The 18,469-nt window shown below is 57.7% G+C and carries 18 protein-coding genes; 14 read left to right on the top strand and 4 right to left on the bottom strand.

All coding sequences use genetic code 11. From position 1 onward, the window contains the following. Positions 1–236 precede the first annotated feature (236 nt). On the bottom strand, positions 237–824 hold the full coding sequence (locus H6G07_RS00855) for a phycobiliprotein lyase (protein ID WP_073606856.1): 588 nt from the start codon (positions 822–824) through the stop codon (positions 237–239). A gap of 705 nt (positions 825–1,529) precedes the next feature. Here H6G07_RS00855 and cpcB point away from each other — a divergent pair. From cpcB to H6G07_RS00815, 8 genes are all read left to right on the top strand, one after another. Continuing rightward, positions 1,530–2,048: a C-phycocyanin subunit beta gene (gene cpcB, locus H6G07_RS00850; protein ID WP_073606857.1), complete on the top strand. Its 519-nt coding sequence runs from the start codon at positions 1,530–1,532 to the stop codon at positions 2,046–2,048. A 98-nt stretch (positions 2,049–2,146) separates the two neighbouring features. After that, the gene (cpcA, locus tag H6G07_RS00845; RefSeq protein WP_073606858.1) at positions 2,147–2,635 is read left to right on the top strand and encodes a C-phycocyanin subunit alpha; all 489 of its coding nucleotides are present in this window, start codon (positions 2,147–2,149) and stop codon (positions 2,633–2,635) included. A gap of 102 nt (positions 2,636–2,737) precedes the next feature. After that, a complete protein-coding gene (locus H6G07_RS00840) occupies positions 2,738–3,553 on the top strand; it encodes a phycobilisome linker polypeptide (protein WP_073606859.1) in 816 nt (271 codons plus the stop codon). A gap of 203 nt (positions 3,554–3,756) precedes the next feature. Then, positions 3,757–4,632, top strand: a complete 876-nt coding sequence (locus H6G07_RS00835; RefSeq protein WP_073606860.1) for a phycobilisome linker polypeptide — start codon at positions 3,757–3,759, stop codon at positions 4,630–4,632. A gap of 96 nt (positions 4,633–4,728) precedes the next feature. Continuing rightward, complete coding sequence (gene cpcD / locus H6G07_RS00830) at positions 4,729–4,953, top strand: rod-capping linker protein CpcD (RefSeq protein WP_073606861.1); 225 nt, start codon at positions 4,729–4,731, stop codon at positions 4,951–4,953. A 39-nt stretch (positions 4,954–4,992) separates the two neighbouring features. After that, complete coding sequence (gene cpcE / locus H6G07_RS00825) at positions 4,993–5,826, top strand: C-phycocyanin alpha-cysteine-84 phycocyanobilin lyase subunit CpcE (RefSeq protein WP_073606862.1); 834 nt, start codon at positions 4,993–4,995, stop codon at positions 5,824–5,826. A 64-nt stretch (positions 5,827–5,890) separates the two neighbouring features. Further along, on the top strand, positions 5,891–6,541 hold the full coding sequence (cpcF, locus tag H6G07_RS00820) for a C-phycocyanin alpha-cysteine-84 phycocyanobilin lyase subunit CpcF (protein WP_244901896.1): 651 nt from the start codon (positions 5,891–5,893) through the stop codon (positions 6,539–6,541). 149 nt (positions 6,542–6,690) lie between these two features. After that, positions 6,691–7,428: a WecB/TagA/CpsF family glycosyltransferase gene (locus H6G07_RS00815; protein ID WP_073606864.1), complete on the top strand. Its 738-nt coding sequence runs from the start codon at positions 6,691–6,693 to the stop codon at positions 7,426–7,428. Positions 7,429–7,484: 56 nt separating this feature from the next. Here H6G07_RS00815 and sfsA read toward each other — a convergent pair whose 3' ends face one another. Together sfsA and recJ are read right to left on the bottom strand one after the other, a co-directional pair. Next, positions 7,485–8,216, bottom strand: coding sequence for a DNA/RNA nuclease SfsA (gene sfsA, locus H6G07_RS00810; protein ID WP_073606865.1), 732 nt, complete (start codon positions 8,214–8,216; stop codon positions 7,485–7,487). Positions 8,217–8,249: 33 nt separating this feature from the next. Next, positions 8,250–10,526, bottom strand: a complete 2,277-nt coding sequence (gene recJ / locus H6G07_RS00805; RefSeq protein WP_073606866.1) for a single-stranded-DNA-specific exonuclease RecJ — start codon at positions 10,524–10,526, stop codon at positions 8,250–8,252. Positions 10,527–10,845: 319 nt separating this feature from the next. On the opposite strand from recJ, the gene H6G07_RS00800 reads away from it, so the two are divergent. The 5 genes from H6G07_RS00800 to H6G07_RS00780 all read left to right on the top strand — a co-directional run bounded on the left by H6G07_RS00800 (position 10,846) and on the right by H6G07_RS00780 (position 15,550). Further along, positions 10,846–11,934, top strand: coding sequence for a hypothetical protein (locus H6G07_RS00800; protein ID WP_073606867.1), 1,089 nt, complete (start codon positions 10,846–10,848; stop codon positions 11,932–11,934). A 142-nt stretch (positions 11,935–12,076) separates the two neighbouring features. After that, positions 12,077–13,564, top strand: coding sequence for an adenylate/guanylate cyclase domain-containing protein (locus H6G07_RS00795; RefSeq protein ID WP_073606868.1), 1,488 nt, complete (start codon positions 12,077–12,079; stop codon positions 13,562–13,564). A 19-nt stretch (positions 13,565–13,583) separates the two neighbouring features. Beyond that, positions 13,584–14,651 carry a tRNA dihydrouridine synthase DusB gene (dusB, locus tag H6G07_RS00790; RefSeq protein ID WP_073607062.1) on the top strand — a complete coding sequence of 356 codons (1,068 nt, stop codon included), beginning with the start codon at positions 13,584–13,586 and terminating at the stop codon, positions 14,649–14,651. Positions 14,652–14,669: 18 nt separating this feature from the next. Then, positions 14,670–14,831 (top strand): hypothetical protein, encoded by a 162-nt coding sequence (locus tag H6G07_RS00785; protein ID WP_171972942.1) that lies wholly within the window; start codon positions 14,670–14,672, stop codon positions 14,829–14,831. A gap of 65 nt (positions 14,832–14,896) precedes the next feature. Further along, positions 14,897–15,550, top strand: a complete 654-nt coding sequence (locus tag H6G07_RS00780; RefSeq protein ID WP_073606869.1) for a DUF3318 domain-containing protein — start codon at positions 14,897–14,899, stop codon at positions 15,548–15,550. An 80-nt stretch (positions 15,551–15,630) separates the two neighbouring features. Here the strand turns inward: H6G07_RS00780 and H6G07_RS00775 are convergent, their stop codons facing one another. Continuing rightward, complete coding sequence (locus H6G07_RS00775) at positions 15,631–16,602, bottom strand: CIA30 family protein (RefSeq protein ID WP_073606870.1); 972 nt, start codon at positions 16,600–16,602, stop codon at positions 15,631–15,633. Between the two features lie 522 nt (positions 16,603–17,124). Here H6G07_RS00775 and H6G07_RS00770 point away from each other — a divergent pair. Beyond that, positions 17,125–18,408, top strand: a complete 1,284-nt coding sequence (locus tag H6G07_RS00770) for a glycosyltransferase family 4 protein (RefSeq protein WP_073606871.1) — start codon at positions 17,125–17,127, stop codon at positions 18,406–18,408. Positions 18,409–18,469 lie beyond the last annotated feature (61 nt).

Here is an 18,469-nt window from a genome sequence, read left to right as displayed (position 1 = left end):
ACTATTTTCTTATCAATAAAGAATTGAATGTGGTGTCGAGGTGAAATCAATTCCCGGCCTAAATCCATTGGAGCGAGGTGGGTCGTTGACGCAGCGTCAGATTGGGCAGCAGTAGGAGCAGGGTTTTGGCCCGGCTAACCGATGCTCACACAGACCCCCTCTTCATCAGTACTGATCAAGAGGGGGTTGTCATTCGAGCCGTAGGCGTTGCCAAGGCGGGTAACAGACTGAGCCGCTTACCACCCAAAGGCTGAGACGGGTGCTGGCGCTTGTTTTCTTTCGCCCTCGGCCTCAGCAGCCGGTGCAGCTAGCCGCGATTCGGCACAGAACGAGGCGGTGCTAAAGCCGCCAAATCGTTTTACCACGCTGGTGCGCAGGCGCAGATTGGGGTTGGCAAACCAAAAGCGCTCCACCGAGCTCATGGTTTCGTACTCAGTAATCAGCAGCAGCCCTTCGTCGCCGTCGATTTCGTAGCGGCCAATCACGGGCACAATTTCGGCATAGCCCCGCTCGCGCAGCAGCTGGCCACGGCTGGGGTCGTCAGCATCGGGCACCAGGGCAAACACGGTGCTGCCTTCGTGGTTTTCATCCTCTTTATCCCAAGCCATGGCCCCTTGCCAGGTGACCAGTGCGCCGCCGACGGCAAGGGCGGGGTCAACCTCATGCAAGTTACAAATTTCCACCACGCTGGGGTGTCCGGCATCTAATGCCTCCACCGCAATGGTAGACCCACCCAGCTCAGCCCGGCGAAAGGGCAGGTGATGGGTAGTGCGTTGAGAGTTCCACTGGCCCGCACTCATGCGGAAAAAGTCCATTACGTCCATGGGCAGGTCTCTAAAATGTCTTAACTGTTGCTTACTGGCGTTCTCAGAATTACAAATCCGATCTGGCCGACCCCAGGTTGGCATAGCTGGATCTTACCGCTGACTGCGGGCTATTGCAGCGGTGGCTTGGGCTGGCTGTCGTAGGTCGGGGGGCTGCTGATCATCACAATCTAGGTAGAGACATAGCGATCGGGCCTCCGAAGAAAGCCTCTGACCCCTGCGATCGGAGCCTTTTTATGCCCGTAATATTGCGAAATGTTACGTTACCTGAGAAGGCTTTAACTCAATTCAAAGTCCCCAGAGTGCTTGAAATATCAGAATTCTTTCGCTTTGCCCCTGCCATAGGGGTCACTTTTCCTTAATAACTTGTAAAAGACAAAGACACACCAGCGGTGTATAAACATCTTTGGAGGGTTAATTGAATTAGCGAAAGCCAATTCAGGCAACGGTTTCGAGGAATGTTTCGGATCTCTTACAGAGACGCCTTTCCTCATCTCATCTGCCTTCCCTTTGAGACTGTCGAGCCGAATGTGTAGAAGCTTGAACAACCTTGAAGAAATGTAAACTAGATGAGAAAACCGAGCACGCTGATCTTTAAGATCCTTCCTATAGATTGGTTAGACAGCTCCGGCTGAACTAATGATTAACTCGGTCTTTTGACCATTTTCAAGCAACTCAGCGACAAAAATTAGGAGATTTGAGTCGATGTTTGACGCATACACTAAGGTTGTTTCTCAGGCTGATGCACGAGGCGATTTTCTGTCTAGCGACCAGCTAGATGCTCTATCCCGTGTTACCGGCGACGGTCTCAAGCGGATCGATGCTGTTAACCGCATGACCGGTAGCGCTTCCAAGATCGTGTCTGATGCCGCTCGCGCTCTGTTTGCCGAACAGCCTCAGCTCATCGCTCCCGGCGGCAATGCCTACACCAACCGTCGCATGGCTGCCTGCCTGCGCGACATGGAAATCATCCTGCGCTACGTGACCTACGCTACCTTCACTGGCGATGCTAGCGTCCTCAACGATCGCTGTCTGAACGGCCTACGCGAGACCTACGTTGCCCTGGGTACCCCCGGTGCTTCCGTAGCTGCTGGCGTTGAGAAAATGAAGGCTGCTGCTATTGGTATCGTTTCTGACACCAACGGCATCACCCAAGGCGATTGCAGCTCTCTCTACTCTGAGATCGGTAGCTACTTCGACCTGGCTGCTGCAGCTGTTGCCTAGGTTTAAGCTATTAAGCCTCATTTGAGTTGAGCCAATTTGGCTTAATTCTCACTGCCTGTTCGTTTGCTGTGAAGACAATTTAAGGAGAATCTTAGACTATGAAAACCCCATTAACCGAAGCTGTTGCAGCAGCCGATTCTCAGGGTCGCTTTCTGAGCGCTTCTGAGCTACAAGTTGCTTTTGGTCGTCTACGCCAAGCCACCGCTGGTCTAGAAGCTGCTAAAGCTCTGACCAACAAAGCTGATTCTCTAGTCAGCGGCGCTGCTCAAGCTGTGTACAACAAGTTCCCCTACACCACCCAAATGCAGGGGGCTAACTACGCTTCTGACGAGCGTGGCAAAAACAAGTGCGCCCGCGACATCGGCTACTACGTTCGCATGGTCACCTACTGCTGCGTAGCTGGCGGTACTGGCCCTATGGATGAGTACCTGGTTGCTGGTCTCGACGAGATCAACAGCACCTTCGAACTGTCCCCCAGCTGGTATGTGGAAGCTCTGAAGTACGTCAAAGCTAACCACGGTCTGTCTGGCGATGCAGCTACCGAAGCCAACTCCTACATCGACTACGCCATCAACGCTCTAAGCTAGGTTGGCCATTTGCCCGGAGGGGCAGACAGTTGTTAGCGCATTGTTAGCGATTGTTTGCTGCTCCGGGCATTGTTGTATCTATACACGCCCAAGGAGGCAACCATGGCAGTAACCACTGCGGCGGGACGCCTTGGCGTTTCGCCCTACGATGAGTCGATGCGGGTAGAGCTGCGGCCTAACTGGGTCGAAGGCGATGTGGAGGCAGTAATTCGTGCTGCTTACCGTCAGGTCTTTGGCAACCAGTACATTATGGCTAGCGAGCGCAATACCAGCGCCGAGTCTTTGCTACGGCAGGGAGCTATTTCAGTTCGAGATTTTGTGCGGGCTTTGGCCCTGTCTGACCTCTATCGGGATAAGTTTTTCCTGAGCGGGCCACAGAATCGCTTTATCGAGCTGAACTATAAGCACCTGCTAGGTCGGGCGCCCTACGGCCAGGACGAAATCGCCTTTCATACCGACCTTTATAACACCGATGGCTACGCAGCGGAAATCAATTCCTATATTGATTCCCAAGAGTACCGCGATAACTTTGGGGACAATGTAGTTCCCTACTATCGTGGCCACCTCACCCAGCGGAGCCAAAAGACGGTCGGATTTACCCGCTTCTTTCAGCTCTATCGGGGCTACGGCACTAGCGATCGCGTCCAGGGAGGCATTCGCTCTCAGCTCGTGTCTGAAATCGCCAAAAACTCTTCGTCGCCCGTGGGCAGAGGAGCTACTGGAGCCGCTATTGTAGGCGGATCTGGGGGCGATCGCGAGAAGCTCTATCGGGTGCGAGTTACCCAGGCCACCGTGCCGGGTCGCCCCCAGGTGCGTCGCACCTGCACCGAGTTTTTGGTGCCCTACGAGCAGCTGTCTCGCAAACTTCAACAAGTTAACCGCTCCGGCGGTCGGGTAACTAAAGTCGACCTGGCCTAGGCTGCGGCTTTAATACCTCATATGGCGGAGTGCTTGGTCTTGCTTTTGCAGGCCGCGTTGGTATCTCCTCGGGGTGGAGTTGGCTGGGTTTAGGCCTTAGCTTGCTCTCTCCAAGGAGACCTAACTTGAGTACTGCGCCATTCTTTTATTCTGCCTGTGTAGATTGAGCTCACGCTCACTGTGTTGATAAGGAGGATAATCCTGTGCCTATTACAACGGCAGCATCCCGTTTGGGGACCGCTGCGTTCGATGAAACCCTGCCCGTAGAGCTGCGTGCCAACTGGACTCCCGACGATGCCGATGTGGTCATCCGGGCCGTGTATCGCCAGCTGTTGGGTAACGATTACTTGATGAAATCTGAGCGCCTAGTCGGTGCCGAGTCGCTGCTCAAGAATGGCTATATCAGCGTGCGCGATTTTGTGCGGGCTGTGGCCAAGTCCGAGCTCTACAAAGAAAAATTCTTCTACGGCAATTTCCAAACCCGCGTGATTGAGCTGCACACCAAGCACCTGCTCGGTCGCGCCGTCTACGATGAGTCTGAGGTGGTTGACCACCTCGATCGCTACGAGACCCAGGGCTACGATGCTGATGTTGACTCGTTCATCGACAGCGAAGAGTACCAGGCTAACTTTGGCGACAGCGTAGTGCCCTACTACCGCAGCTTTGTCTATCAAGCGGGGCAGCGTTCGGTGGGCTTTACCCGGATGTTCCAAATGTATCGGGGCTACGCCACCAGTGACACTTCCCAGGCGGGCGGCAAAAAGTCGCGCCTAGCGGGAGAGCTGGGTCGCAACACCTCCTCTTCGATCATCAGCCCCACCAGTGCGGCGGCGGGCTGGTCGGCTCAGGCCAACAAGCTGACCACCCCCAGCCAGGCTCTAGGTGGGTCTACCCCCTACGGTGCCGGTGCTGGTAAGGTCTACCGGATTGAGGTGGTTGGGGCCAACCTGCCCCGCTATCCCAAGGTACGGCGCATCAACACCGCCTACCTGGTGCCCTACGAGCAGCTGTCTGCCAAGCTTCAGCAGATTCATAAGCAGGGTGGTCGGGTAACCAGCGTTACCGCTGCCAGCCTCTAATTACATGGCATCACTGGCGCATTCATTAGAGAATGCGCCAGTGATGTGTGAAATGCCGCATTCGACGAGATCTCGCAACGACCAGGAGAGTTTCCTATGCTCGCTCAAAACGCCTTTGGCAGCCAGACTACTAACCGCATTTTTCTCTATGAGGTTGAGGGGCTGCGCCAAAACGAGACCACCGACCAAAACAACTACCCCATTCGTCAGAGCGGCAGCACCTTTATTAAGGTGCCCTACAGCCGGATGAACGAAGAAATGCAGCGCATTACCCGTATGGGTGGCAAAATAGTCAGCATTCAGCCTTTGTCAGCCGATTGAGCCGAGAGCAGGTCTGAAATGCTGGAGACGTACTGAGGTATGGCACAGGATCCGCAGCAGTTGGTCAATGCCGAGGGAGAATCCCTGACGGTGGATCAGGCTATTGAAAACCTGCGTCAAACTGCCGATACCGGGCTGCGCTATTACGCTGCCTGGTGGCTGGGTCGCTTTCGCGTGACCCAGCCCGAGGCGATCGCCGCTCTGGTGTTAGCCCTTGAGGATGAGGGCGATCGCGCCCCCGACGGGGGATACCCGCTGCGTCGCAATGCCGCTCGGGCACTGGGTAAGCTGGGCGATCGCACCGTGGTTCCGGCGCTGATTCAATGTCTCGGTTGCGACGACTACTACGTGCGCGAGTCCGCCGCCCAGGCGCTAGAGTCCCTGGGCGATCCCCAGGCGATTCCAGCGCTGCAATCGCTGCTGGCGGGCGGGGTCGCCGCTGCGGTGGCTGTGCCCGATAAACCCCACCTGGTGCAGCCCTACAACGCGGTGCTAGAGGCTCTCGGCACCCTGGGCGCTACCGATGCCGTAGACGAAATCACCCCGTTTTTAGAGCACGAGGTGGCCCAGGTGCAAAATGCCGCCACCCGTGCCCTCTACCAGCTAACGGGGCAGGCGACCTACTGCGATCGCCTGGTGCAGCGTCTGCAAGAGCCCAACCTCCAGCTGCGGCGATCGGCCATGATGGATTTGGGTGCGATCGGATACCTACCTGCCGCCCAACCTATCGCCGCCACCCAGGCCGAAAACAGCCTCAAACTAATAGCCCTCCAGGGCGTTTTAGAAACTCACCTGCGGCAGACCGAGTTTCCCCAACGTGGCTTGACCGACGAAGCCCGCCAGGTATTGTTGCTAATGGACGAACTGCTGTAGTGCCGAGGGCATGGCAGCAAAGACGAATTGATTAGGTATCACCAGGGCTGGAGAACAGTTGGTTGTGGGTGCGACAGTAGCAGAGCTAGTTCGGGCGGTTGAAACCGCTGATTCTAAGGGCGCAATGGTGGTTGCGGTTCACCAGCTAGCGGCGGCGAAAGATGTCGCCGCCATTCCTGCACTAATTACCGTGCTGGGGTACAACAATCCTGGTGCTGCGGTGGCCGCAGTCGATGGGCTGGTGACCCTGGGGCAAGACGCTGTGCCTGCGCTGTTAGAACAAATTGATGGCTACAACTACGGCGCTAGGGCCTGGGCCATTCGGGCCGTCGCTCTAATCGGCGACCCCCGCGCCCTGCCCGTGCTGCTAGAAACGGCCAAAGGAGATTTTGCCCTGAGCGTGCGCCGTGCCGCAGTCCGGGGATTGGGCACCATCGACTGGGCTAAGCTGCCCGCCGACAAAGCGGCTTTATCTCAACAAGCGGTGCTTGGCGTATTAATTGGAGCGGCCCAAGACCCGGAATGGGTAGTGCGCTATGCCGCAATGGCTTCGTTAGAAGGTTTAGCAAAAGCTTTAGCGGAGCCTGAAACTCAAAAGCCACCGATCCTGGCCTGTCTTCAGCAGTCCTTTCACCACGATGAAACTCCTGCTGTACAAGCCCGCGCCTGTAGAGCTTTAGAGACCTTGGGCGAACTGGCTGACGCCACAAATTAAAGCCTCTGCCTCGACGTTGAGAAATGCAACACATTGATTCAGTTTCGAGGTATGGTCTTCTATGGTTAATGCGCACAGGGGCCAAGCCCGAGCGCTGAAGACAGACACTCAGCGGTTTAGCGCCCACAATTGAGTTGGGGAAGGTGGTCATGGTGTTGGCACGGTCAAATGCACCAGAAGTCTTGCAGGTGATGGGATTGCCCGTTCACTGGCGAACCGACTATGCAGACTGGCTCATCGCTCAGTATCGTCAGGGCTGTGGGGCTCACGTGGTCACCCTAAATGCCGAAATGGCCATGCAGGCCGACCAAAACCCCGATCTGCGCCAGGTCATTGTCAATGCCGAACTCGTTATTCCCGATGGGGCGGGGGTCGTGCTCTACTTTCGCACCAAAGGGCAGCGGATAGAGCGAGCGCCAGGTATTGAGCTGGCCGCCACCGTACTCAAGCGCATCTCCCCCCAAGAAACGGTCTTTATGTATGGCGGTGTACCCGGCGTGGCCGATCGCGCCGCGATGTATTGGCAGCGCCAGGTAGCTGGGCTAAAGGTGGTAGGCACCCAGCACGGCTACCTGGGGCCAACCGATCAGCCTGAGTTTTTGCGCCATCTAGAGCAGCTCCAGCCCAGCGTGATTTTGGTCGGCATGGGTGTTCCTCGCCAGGAACTGTGGATTCGCGACCACCGCTACCTCTGCCCCAACAGCGTATGGATTGGCGTGGGCGGCAGCTTTGATATCTGGGCCGGGGTTAAGTCTCGCGCCCCCGAGTGGATGTGCAACAACCACCTCGAATGGCTCTACCGCCTCTACAAAGAGCCCTGGCGCTGGCGGCGAATGCTGGCATTGCCTCACTTTGCCTGGCGATCGCTCACCTACTCGGCCCGCTAGAGATCCAGGGCGTAGAGTACAGGGCATAACCTTGAAACTTACGCCCTATAACGGCCTCAATGCAGCCGCAGAGTCGCCAAACCTAGGTATCGCAGCCCAGCGGGAGTTATCTCAAATCGGCAGGGCAGAATCTGGACACCCTTTGCCATAGCTTCGCGCAGCAGCAGGCCATAGGTAGGGTCGGCCTCGTCTCCGGGGGCAAAGTCAGTGCAGTCGCCCCGGTTAATGAAGTACAGCATCGCCGCCTGGGTTTCGGGAACCAGTGCCGCCAACTCCCTTAAATGCTTTTGGCCGCGAGTGGTCACTGTATCGGGAAACAGCGCCAGGTTGCCCTTGGCCCAGGTGGTGTTTTTGACCTCAACATAGGTAACAGGAGCCGTATTCTCCCCAGAAAGGACAAAATCGATTCGGCTTTTGCCGTCGCCGCCGTAGCGCACCTCGGGCCGAATGGTGGTGTAGTCGCCCAGCTCTGGAATTTGCCGCGCCTCCAGCAGCGACTTTACCACCCGATTGGGCAGCGCCGTGTTGACTCCGGCCCAGGTGGGCACCGTGTCGCGCACTTCTGTCAGTTCCCAGGTGTAGGCCAGCTTGCGCCTAGGGCTGGGGTTGTAGGAAACCAGGGCTCGTCCACCAATGTGGTACACCCCGGTCATGGGGCCGGTGTTGGGGCAGTGGGCAACAATCACCTCGCCGGTCTCTAGCTCAATATCGACAAAGAATCGCTTGTAGCGCTTGAGTACGGTGCCCTCGATCAGGGGTGGAAACGGATAGAACCAGTCGGCTGGCATGACGGCGGGAAATGGTGGGCAGTGCTCACCCTATCAGGAAAGGGCGGTCACCGGTACCTGGGCAAAATAGCGACGCCGAAATTGCTCCTCTTGCAGCACGTCGAGAAACGGTTGCACCGCTCTGGGAGTGGGCGTTGTGGGATCGGGATCAAACTGAATTGTCAGGATGTCTTGCTCTGGGGCCGCGACAGCTAGGGAGTGCGAATCTGGAGTGATCTCAAAGCCAGCGGTTTCTAAGGCGGCTAAGCCCAGGGCCAGGCTGGTGGGCGAAAGACGCAGGCGATCGCTAAGCTGCGATCGCGTCACGGGGGTTTGGGTGCGAGCCAGGTACTTGGCTAAGCCCACCAGCTCTTGCCAGACCTCCCCCGGCGATAGGTCATCGATCGCTTGAGAGAAGGCCAGGGCTAGGGGCAGCTTTGCTTGGGCGGCGTGCTGCCACCCGTCGAGAACGGAGTTAGACGGCCCTGGGTCTGCACCCGGCTGGCCTACGGCAGTGGGTCGTACGTCAATGAGCTTGACGTGGTAGCCGGTATGGCTGTTGAAATCGAGTTCGACCACGACATCGCTGCGGCCTGGGGGCAGTTCGTCGCGGTAGTGCCCCCACCACTCGCCCGGAAAGCCTGCCTCGGCGGCGTCATCCCACAGCTCAAACTCGGTCTTGATGAAGCTCACCGCTTTGTTTTGGCGATCGCGCAATTTCTTGTGAAAGGCATTCTGAAACCAGACATTGCTAAGCAGCAGTTTGGGCACCGGGTTGCCCATGCCGCAGGGCTCCAGCCACTTGAGTTCGCGAAACAGGGGTTGCCCCAGATCCGCCACCGTCACGGTGAGATCGATCTGAATCTGTGGCTGGGGCTCACCGTTGCCCCCCAACTGCTCGCGCACCATCCGGTTGAGCGCCGCCGCCAGCACCTCAATGTGCTCCACCGGCAGCGTTAGCCCCGCCGCTAGGGGGTGGCCGCCAAAGCCGGTCAGCAGCGCCGACTGCGCCTGAAATAGTTGGTAGAGATCGAGCCCTGCCACCGATCGCGCCGACCCCCGCGCCAGCCCTGGGCTGCCGTCCTCAGTGGCTGAGTCAATTCGCAGCAGAATGGTCGGACGACCAAGGGCCTGGGCCACCTGCCCTGCGACCAATCCCAAAATGCCGGTAGGCCAGGTCTCGTCGGCCAGCACCAGGCAGCGGGTGGTGGCCAGATCGACCTGGGCCACCCGCGCCATCACCTGGCCGTAGAGGTCGCGCTGGAGGGCTTTGCGGCGGGTGTTGGCCAGTTCAGCCTCGTAGGCTAGAGTTTTGGTGTGTTGGCCCTTGAGGGCCAGTCCTTGACTATCGCGATCGCGGCTGGTCAACAGCTCCACACAAAAGCTGGCGTCGCCGTGAATGCGGCTAACCGCATTGATGCGCGGCCCCAGCCCAAAGGAAATATCGGTGGGGCGATCGCCCGTGCGCTTGCACAACGCCAGCAGCTCGGCCAGCCCCGGTCGTGGGTAAGGTGGGTTGGGCTGGGTTTGGGTTTGCAGGCGCGCCAGCCCGATCTGGGCCAGGTAGCGACAGTCGCCCCGCAACTCCACCAGGTCGGCAATCAGGCCAATGGCCACTAGATCGAGCACGTGATCGAGCGGTAGCGGTGGTGGAGAATCTAGCGCTGCGTACAGCCCCTCTAGCAGCTTGTAGGCCACTGCCACCCCCGACAGCGTGGCTAGGGGATGCTCAGGCGGTAGGCTGCGGGGGTTGATCAAGGCGATCGCGCCAATATCGACCTCTGGTAGGGTGTGGTGGTCGGTGACAATTACCTCCAGGCCCAGGGCTTTGGCGTAGGCAATTTCAGCGCCGCTGGTGCTGCCGGTGTCGCAGGTCACCACCAATGTTGCGCCCCAGTCAGCCAAATGGTCGAGGCCTCGCCGCGACAGCCCGTGGGATTCGCTGAGGCGGTTGGGGATGAAATAGGTGAGTCGATCGCCCTTGGGGATCAGCTGCCCCAGCCCATCCCACAGCACGGCGGTGGCAGTCACCCCGTCGGCGTCAAAGTCTCCCCAGATCGCGACTTTCTCCTCGGTGGCGATCGCCTGCTGGAGGCGGCTGACGGCGATCGCCATCGCTGGCCCCAGGGCGCTGGCGGGCGTGGGCTGGTAGAGCGCTGGATTTAGCCAGCCCTCTAGCGGCTCTGTAAATCCAATCTGTCGCTGCCACAGCACCTGGGCCAGCCAGCGGGAGGTCGTCGTGCCTGGAGTTGCCTGAGCAACTGTTTCCACCCAGCTGTCAGGGGCGGCATCCGCCTTAGGCAGGTTCCAGCGCAGCGGTAGGGCATCCATGGGGCATCAAAAAATAGTGGAGGTGGTGGTGAGAGTTTGACCCAGACGGGCAAGTTAAAGAAGCTTCCGTAAACTACAGAAAGCCTAAAAACATAGTCTAGGTTTGTGAGATAGCTTGGGCGAAGGCTAAAGGTTCCTTCGTTTGGCCGAATACACCCATAACTAATTCTGTTCTCTCTAGCGTTATCCTGGGACTTTATTCCCCTATTGTCTGCATATCTCTTTAGGTTTTGATGCTTAACGGAAGCTCCAGGCAAGCTCTGTTGTGGCCCTTGGCCCACAGACTAGTGCTGGGGTTGTTCACTCCTCCTTAATCCCTATGACCAAACGTAGCCATCCTGAGCTAGACGGGCAAAATCCTCAAACTCTTTACAGTTTTGTACTCAGGCGACCCGGTCAAACCCTGCGAGAACGGCTGACCTGGAGCGCGGTCGGGCTGTCGGTAGGCCTCGGAGTCGCCGCTGGCTTTATATTTCTTAATCCTCAAGATCGCCCCTGGTCATGGCTGCCCGCCCGTGCGGCTGTTTCCGCCAACAGCGACACGTTTCGCCAGGGATCCGAGCGGGCGATGAAAGCAGCCGAGCTGACTCAAAGTGCAGAGTTCCGCGAAGAGTGGGCTGAGATAGTGATTCTCTGGCAGCAGGCGATCGCCCACATGCGATCGGTGCCCAACGGCAGCGCCAACGCGGCCCTGGCCAAACAAAAGGTGGTCGAATACGGGCGTAATTTGCAGTACGCCCAAAGCAATGTGGGTAGCCGGGCCAGCCGCGCCCCCGATCGCAAAACCTACTGGACCCTAGGCTCCGATCGCGATCTAGTCACAGCCGTTCAGGGAGCGCCCTCTCAAACCATGCAGTACCAGGGTGCCTGCCAGCAAACCCTGCGCTACGGCAACAGCATCGTTGAGCTGCGTAACGGCTACGTGAAACAGTACGACAACCCCGACGGCAACCTCCAGGTACTGGCCGATGGCGACGTGGTGGTGTCGGTCAGCGCCCCCCAAAACCGCTGGACCCTAGGGGCAACTGAAACCGACGTGCTCCAGCTCCAGGGCACCCCCACCCGCCAAGAGCAATACACCTCAAACGGGTTTACCACGCTGTACTACGGCAAAAGCTCGGTGCTGTTTGAAAACGGCCAGGTGATTGGCTACCTCAATGCTGATCAAAACCTCAAGGTGTCAGTACAGCCCCCGGCCCTGCTGTCTGATCAAACTGCCCTTGATTTTTGGACCATGGGCTCTAGTCGGACTGAAGTGCTGCGGGCTGAGGGGCAAACCCCAGTGGCCATCAGCCGCAATGACAATAGCTGTGAAGAAGTCTTTCACTTCGAAGACGGCGAAGTTACCTTTCGCCAAGGGTTGGTGACGGGCTACCGCAACCGCAGTGGCGCACTCAAGGTTCGTTAGTCAGCCATCCATTACACTCGTTCCAGCACACCCTGGGCCCGGATGGCGTTACCCTAGGGCCCAGGGTGTAGATCCGGTGCATCGTTTCGGCTTAATACCCGTATGCTTAGACCAATCCCCTAGTCTGCCCTGCCCTCGCGCTGTGGATGATGCCCCCATCGCCATTGATTTAGTCATCGTCGATGACGATGCTGAGACATCGTGCCTGCTGCAGCGGCTATTGAGTCAGCAGGGGTACCGCATTCAGGTGGCTGATAGCGGTCAACAGGCGATCGCGCTGATTTTAGAAAGACGTCCGGGGCTAGTGTTGCTCGATATTCTGCTGCCCGACATGGATGGCTACTCCCTGTGTCAGCAGCTCAAGCACAACCCCCTCACCGCCGAGATTCCGGTGATTGTCCTGAGTTCTCTGATAGATTCGGTAGACAAGGTTAAAGCGTTTCAGGTTGGGGCCACTGACTACATCACAAAGCCCTTTGCGGTGCAGGAAGTGCTAGTGCGGGTGCAAAACCAGCTGCGGCTGGCCCAGCAGCGCCAGCAGCTCAGCCAGCAAAATGCGCTTCTCATCCAAGAGGTAAAGGAGCGCACCCAGATGGAGCAGGCGCTGATCGCAGCTGAGATGAACTACCGCAGCATCTTTGAAAATGCGACGGTAGGTATTTTTAAGGCCTCCGCTACGGGGCAGCTGCTCAGCGTCAACCCGTCGATGGCTCGCCTCTATGGCTACGGGTCAGCCGAGGAGATGGTAGCCACCGTCGAAGACATCAGCCGCCAGATCTACCTCCAGCCCAAGCGCCGCGACGAACTAGCGGTATACCTCGATCGCTTCGACAAAATTACTGACGCCGAATCGGAGGTGTTTCGCCAGGACGGCACCACCTTTTGGGTGAGCGAAGACATTTGGAAGGTGTGGGATAAAGCGGGTAACTTCCTGCACTACGAGGGCATTGTCCACGACATCAGCGAACGCCGCCAGATGGAGACTGAGCTGCGCCAGCAGCGGCAGCAGGCCGATCGCCTGCTGGTAAATATTTTGCCCTATCGCATTGCTCAGCGTCTTAAAGGCGGGGCGCGCACCATTGCCGAGAGCCTTGACCAGGTGAGTGTGCTGTTCGCCGACCTGGTTGACTTTACCGCTGCCTCTAGCGAGATGACGCCGCGCGAGCTGGTCAAGCTGCTCAACGAAGTCTTTTCTATGTTCGATCAGCTAGCTGAGTTTCACCGGCTCGAAAAAATTAAAACCATCGGCGATGCCTACATGGTGGCCGGGGGGTTGCCCTCTGCCAACGATGACCATGCGGCGGCGATCGCTCAATTCGCCCTCGACATCTGCGATGCGATCAAGCAGTTCCCTCGCCCCGACGGCAAGACCTTTCAAATTCGGGTGGGCATCAACACCGGCTCGGTGGTGGCCGGGGTAATTGGGCGGCGCAAATTTGCCTACGACCTGTGGGGTGATACCGTCAATATCGCCAGCCGCATGGAAGCTACCGGAGAAGCCCAGCGCATTCAGGTCACCCCCGACCTGTACGAACGGCTGAAGGATCAGTTTCAGTTTGAGCAGCGCGGCTATGTGGCGGTTAAGGGGCGCGGTCAAATGCTCACCTACTGGCTGGTGGGCAAGCTCTAGGTGGGTATTGGGTATGGCTATGGTTTCTCTCTCCTCTACGATCTTGCAGCGGCTGCAATCGCCTCTGGTGATCGGCTCGGTCACGATTCAAAGCCGGGTGCTCCAGGCTCCCCTCTCGGGCGTCACCGATCGCGCCTTTCGCCAGCTCGTGCGCCGCTACGCGCCGGTCTCGATGCTCTACACCGAGATGGTGCAAGCCACCGGGGTATGCCACGCCCAGCAGCTTGAAAAAATTATGGATATCGACAGCGGTGAGCAGCCGATTAGCATTCAGCTGTTTGACTGTCGGCCCGACTTTATGGCCGATGCCGCCCGCAAAGCCGTCGCCGAAGGGGCCAAAACCATCGATATCAACATGGGCTGCCCGGTGAATAAAATCACCAAAAAAGGCGGCGGCTCGTCGCTGCTGCGCCAGCCCGAGGTCGCTGAGGCGATCGTTCGCACCGTGGCGGTGGCGGTGCCCGTGCCCGTCACCGTCAAAACTCGCCTGGGCTGGGACGATGAACAGATCAACGCCGTTGAGTTTGCCCGCCGCATGGAGGCCGCCGGGGCACAGATGCTTACCCTCCACGGTCGCACCCGCAGCCAGGGCTACCACGGCCCCGCCCGCTGGGATTGGATTGCCAGGGTCAAGGACGCCCTCTCGATTCCGGTGATTGCCAACGGCGACATTGTCTCGGTCGAGTCAGCGGCGCGCTGCCTGCAAGAAACCGGGGCCGATGGGGTGATGTGTTCGCGGGGCACCCTGGGCTACCCGTTTTTGGTGGGCGAGATCGATAGCTTTTTAAAGACAGGCGTGATTCCTTTACCCCCATCCTCCGTAGTGGTGCTGCGCTGCGCCCGCGAGCACCTAGGGTTGCTGTGGCAGTACAAAGGCCAGAAGGGCATTCATCAGGCCCGCAAGCACATGGCCTGGTATGTCAAAGGCTTTGAGGGCGCTGCTCCCCTACGTCAGCAGCTCTGCCAAATTGACACGGTGGAGGCTGGATATGATCTGCTGGATGGGGCGATCGCCCAGCTTGAAAAAGCTGCTGCCCCCGACGCGATCGCCCCCGTAGAACCCCAGACCCTGGCTCCTGCAATGTGATCTTTTAACGGCATCCCCATGGTTCAAGCCCTCAACCCCAGCGCCATGAGTTTCGAGGAATTTATCCAGTGGATTCCTGAAAACGGCGGTCAGTACGAACTCTACAGCGGGTACGTTGTTGAAACGCAGCCCACCGGTTCCCTCTCCCACCAATCCCGAAAGCGGATAACCGACCCTTGACTAAATAGGTTTAAGGTAGGATCTATGAATAAATTTGATTTGCCGTTGTCACCCCCGTAATCTCCATGACCTCGTACGCCACCGCCACTGCCCGCGCCGATATGGGTGAGCTTCGCCGTCTGAGAAGCCTGCTGCCCCCAGAACTTCAGAGCTGGGTGACGGTGGAGTCGGCCATTGATGTCACCCCACCGCTGATCACCTGTGAAGAGCTGGGCAAGGACCAGGTCGAAATTCAGATTGACCTGATCAAGTGGGAGCAGCTGGCCCTAGACCAGCGCAACCTGCTGTTTTGGCACGAGGTGGGCCGCATTCAAAACGACACCATTCCCCGCGACGGTTGGGAAATGGCGGCTCTGGCCATTGGCCTGGGCGGTGCTGTGGGTGAGCTGTGGGTGCAAGATGGGTTGCTGCTTATGCTGGCTCTAGGACTGTGCGGGTTTTCGAGCTGGCGACTCTATAAGCGCAACAACAACCAAAAGACCCTACAAGAGAGCATTAGCGCCGACGAGCGGGCGATCGCCATCGCCACTCGCTTTGGCTACACTCTACCCAACGCCTACAAGAGCCTGGGTAGTGCCCTCAAAACCCTAATTGAGCAAACCCCCAAGAAGCGTCAGCGCGATCGCTACATCAAGCGTCTCGAAGCCCTTAAAAAGAGCGCCGCTAAAGCTAAAGAGAGCGCTCGGGCTGAACGCGGCGACATGCGATCGGCCTACTAACCCCTTTACACAACCCTTTCTAAAGTTTAGGAGCCTGTAGCTTGATGGAATTCTCTATCAAGCCACAGGTTTTTGGTCGTTTAACCAAAAACCTCAAAAATTGCCCTTATCACTGCTGGCTCAACCTCTGACGGCAGTTTGTCGTTGGCTCCAATCACCGCAAAGCCCTCTCCCTGGCGAATTACTCCTGTTAGCCCCGCCGCTGTTAGCAGTTGGGCGAATTCAGCTTCAGCCGCATGTTCTTCTGGCAGCACGACTACCGGCCTTGGCCCCTGCCGATAGACCCCAAGACTCCGCACCGTTAGCCCAAAGAAACCGGCTTGAAACGCTGGGTTTAATTCGCCGTCGTACTCAAACTTGCTCAGCATCAGCTGCATAGAATACAGCTGGGCCGGGTTAAGAAGGCTAGCCTCCGGCACCGTGCGGGCGCGGCGAGTGGCAACCATCTCTAAAAACGGCGTCCTGATCGTGCTCAGTTGGCCGGCCTCAGTATCGAAAGATCGACAGTAGGCCAGGCTGTCCCAGCCGGGGCTGTCGCGCAAAATCCACTTATAGCGCTGGCCGTCACCTTGGGCAGAGAGCACCGTACCTTGCCACTGGCCAAGATTTAATGGTGGCTCAAGGTTGCGGGTGCGAATCGAGGCAAATCCGCCGCTATTGGCCGTAGACACCTCCCCCACAAACCGCAGCCCCTCCCGCCACTGCACTTGGCTAGCGCTGACGCCACCCATGACCCCATCGTCTAAACTGCCCCAGAGCGCTGCGATCGCCAGGTCAGGTTGGCAAAAATCAATCAGGGTGGCTTCCTGGTAGGTGGGCCGTTGCCCTAGCTCTTCGAGCAGAGAGCCAAGCTCTAAATCGGCCGCTGATCTTGGCCAAATGACCAAGGGTGTGTTCACTAGTGGGTGGTCTGACGTCTCGGTAATAACCGAATAACCTAGGGAGGCTACGGATTTAGCCAGAGCCTCAGCCTCCTCATCTGCTCCTAGCAGCCACAGCACCTGTTTTGCCGGTGCTGGCACTAAACTGTTGGCGTCTAAAGGCTGTGTCATCGCAATACCTGAGTCCGTCATGCCGGGTAAGTAGCGCAGTCCTTTACTCAAAGGCCCAGCGACCTCGAAGTGAATTAGAGTTTTTAATAGCCTGAGGGGGTTCCAAACCATCCAAAAACCTAGCAGAACCTATAGTTGCAAAACGCTTAATCTGATCTGGCTTGTCACCGTAAGAGCCAGCTTTTCTGTGAATTTACCTATTAACCAGCCACTCTCCTCTGGGTATGCTGAACCTATTGATCACTAGGCGCTCAAATTAGCGAGAACCAGCAATTCTGGCCATCGTTAACCAATAGGGGCCAGACTTACAGGCTAAAGTTTCCATGGGGCGATAGGAGGCGATGCATCAATATTTGATGAACAAAGTCTCAATGCTTCCGGATAGTGGCGCTTGCCCTCAGTCTAGTAGAAACAAGCCACCCCAGGTTAGGGCGCAGCCCAGTGTTCACTCAGACTCACCCTAGTCATCTTTTGCCCCAACACAACTGTTGTGTACGTGGTTTTCTGGAGCAGGCGTTGTCGATGCAAATTCTCATTTATTCCTATAATTACTATCCTGAGCCCATCGGCATTGCGCCTTTGATGACCGAGTTGGCAGAGGGGCTGGTTGCTAGGGGGCATCAGGTACGGGTGGTAACCGCTATGCCTAACTACCCCGAGCGCAGTATTTATCCTCAATATCGTGGGCGGCTCTACGCCACCGAAGAGCGCAATGGCGTCATCATTCAGCGCTGCTTTGTGCTGGCCAATGCCAGTCGGGGGCTGCTGGGGCGGCTGCTGCTAGAATCGAGCTTTATTACCCTCAGCCTTTGGCCAGCCCTGCGAGGCTGGCGACCCGATATTATTCTCAACGCCAGCCCTTCTTTGCCTGCTTGCCTGCCAGTGGCCTTCCTCAAGCTGCTGTTTCAGTGCCCCAGCGTGCTAAACCTGCAAGACATTTTGCCAGAAGCCGCCATCCAGACCGGGCTGCTAACCAACTTTTGGGCAATTCGTCTGTTTGAGGTGCTAGAAAAGTTTGCCTATCAAAACGCTACTCGCATTACCGTCATCGCCCAGGGTTTTCGTGACAACCTGCTGGCCAAGGGGGTGCCCGACGCCAAAATGGTGCCCGTTTCTAACTGGGTGGATGTTGACTTTATTGCCCCTCGGCCTCGGGCCAGCAGCGAGTTTCGCCGCCGCCATGGGCTGCAAGACAAGTTTGTGGTGCTCTATACCGGCAACATTGCTGAGACCCAGGGAATTCGAACGGCGATTCGAGCGGCCCAGGCGCTGAGCGCTTACCCAGATATTCAAATGGTGATTGTCGGTGAAGGTAAGCAGCTAGAGGCGTTGGAGTGCTTTTGCCAGCAGCTAGGGCTAGCCAACGTGTCGCTGTTGCCCTTTGTGCCTCGCGCCGAACTGCCCGATATGCTGGCGGCGGCTGATGTGGGGCTGATCTTGCAGAAGCACGGTGTGGTGGGCTTCAACATGCCGTCTAAAACTCAGGTGCTACTAGCCAGTGGACGACCGATTTTGGCTTCTGTACCGGCCCACGGCGCGGCGGCCCAGGCGGTGCTGGCCAGCGGCGGCGGCCTGGTGGTCGAACCCGAAAACCCTACGGCCCTAGCCAAGGGTATCCTTGAGCTGTACCATCAGCCCGCAACGGCAGAGCTGCTAGCTCGTCGCGGACGGCAGTATGCTTTGGAGCATTATTCAGCTAAACGGGCGATCGATCGCTACGAGACGTTGTTCTATGCTCTGGTGTCACCCCAGAGGTGGCCTTCGGGGGGCGAGGCGGTGCTGGCTCTACAGTCAGTGCAAAAGTAGGCGCAGGGGTTATGATCAACCCCTGCGCTGGTGTTGGTGAGCGGCACGGGCTCGCTTGGCG

The organism is Phormidium tenue FACHB-1052 (assembly GCF_014696675.1).
Classification (GTDB): Bacteria; Cyanobacteriota; Cyanobacteriia; order Phormidesmidales; family Phormidesmidaceae; genus Nodosilinea; species Nodosilinea tenuis_A.
Note: the sequence above shows the minus strand (reverse complement) of the source record. Positions and strands in the feature narration are given on the sequence as shown.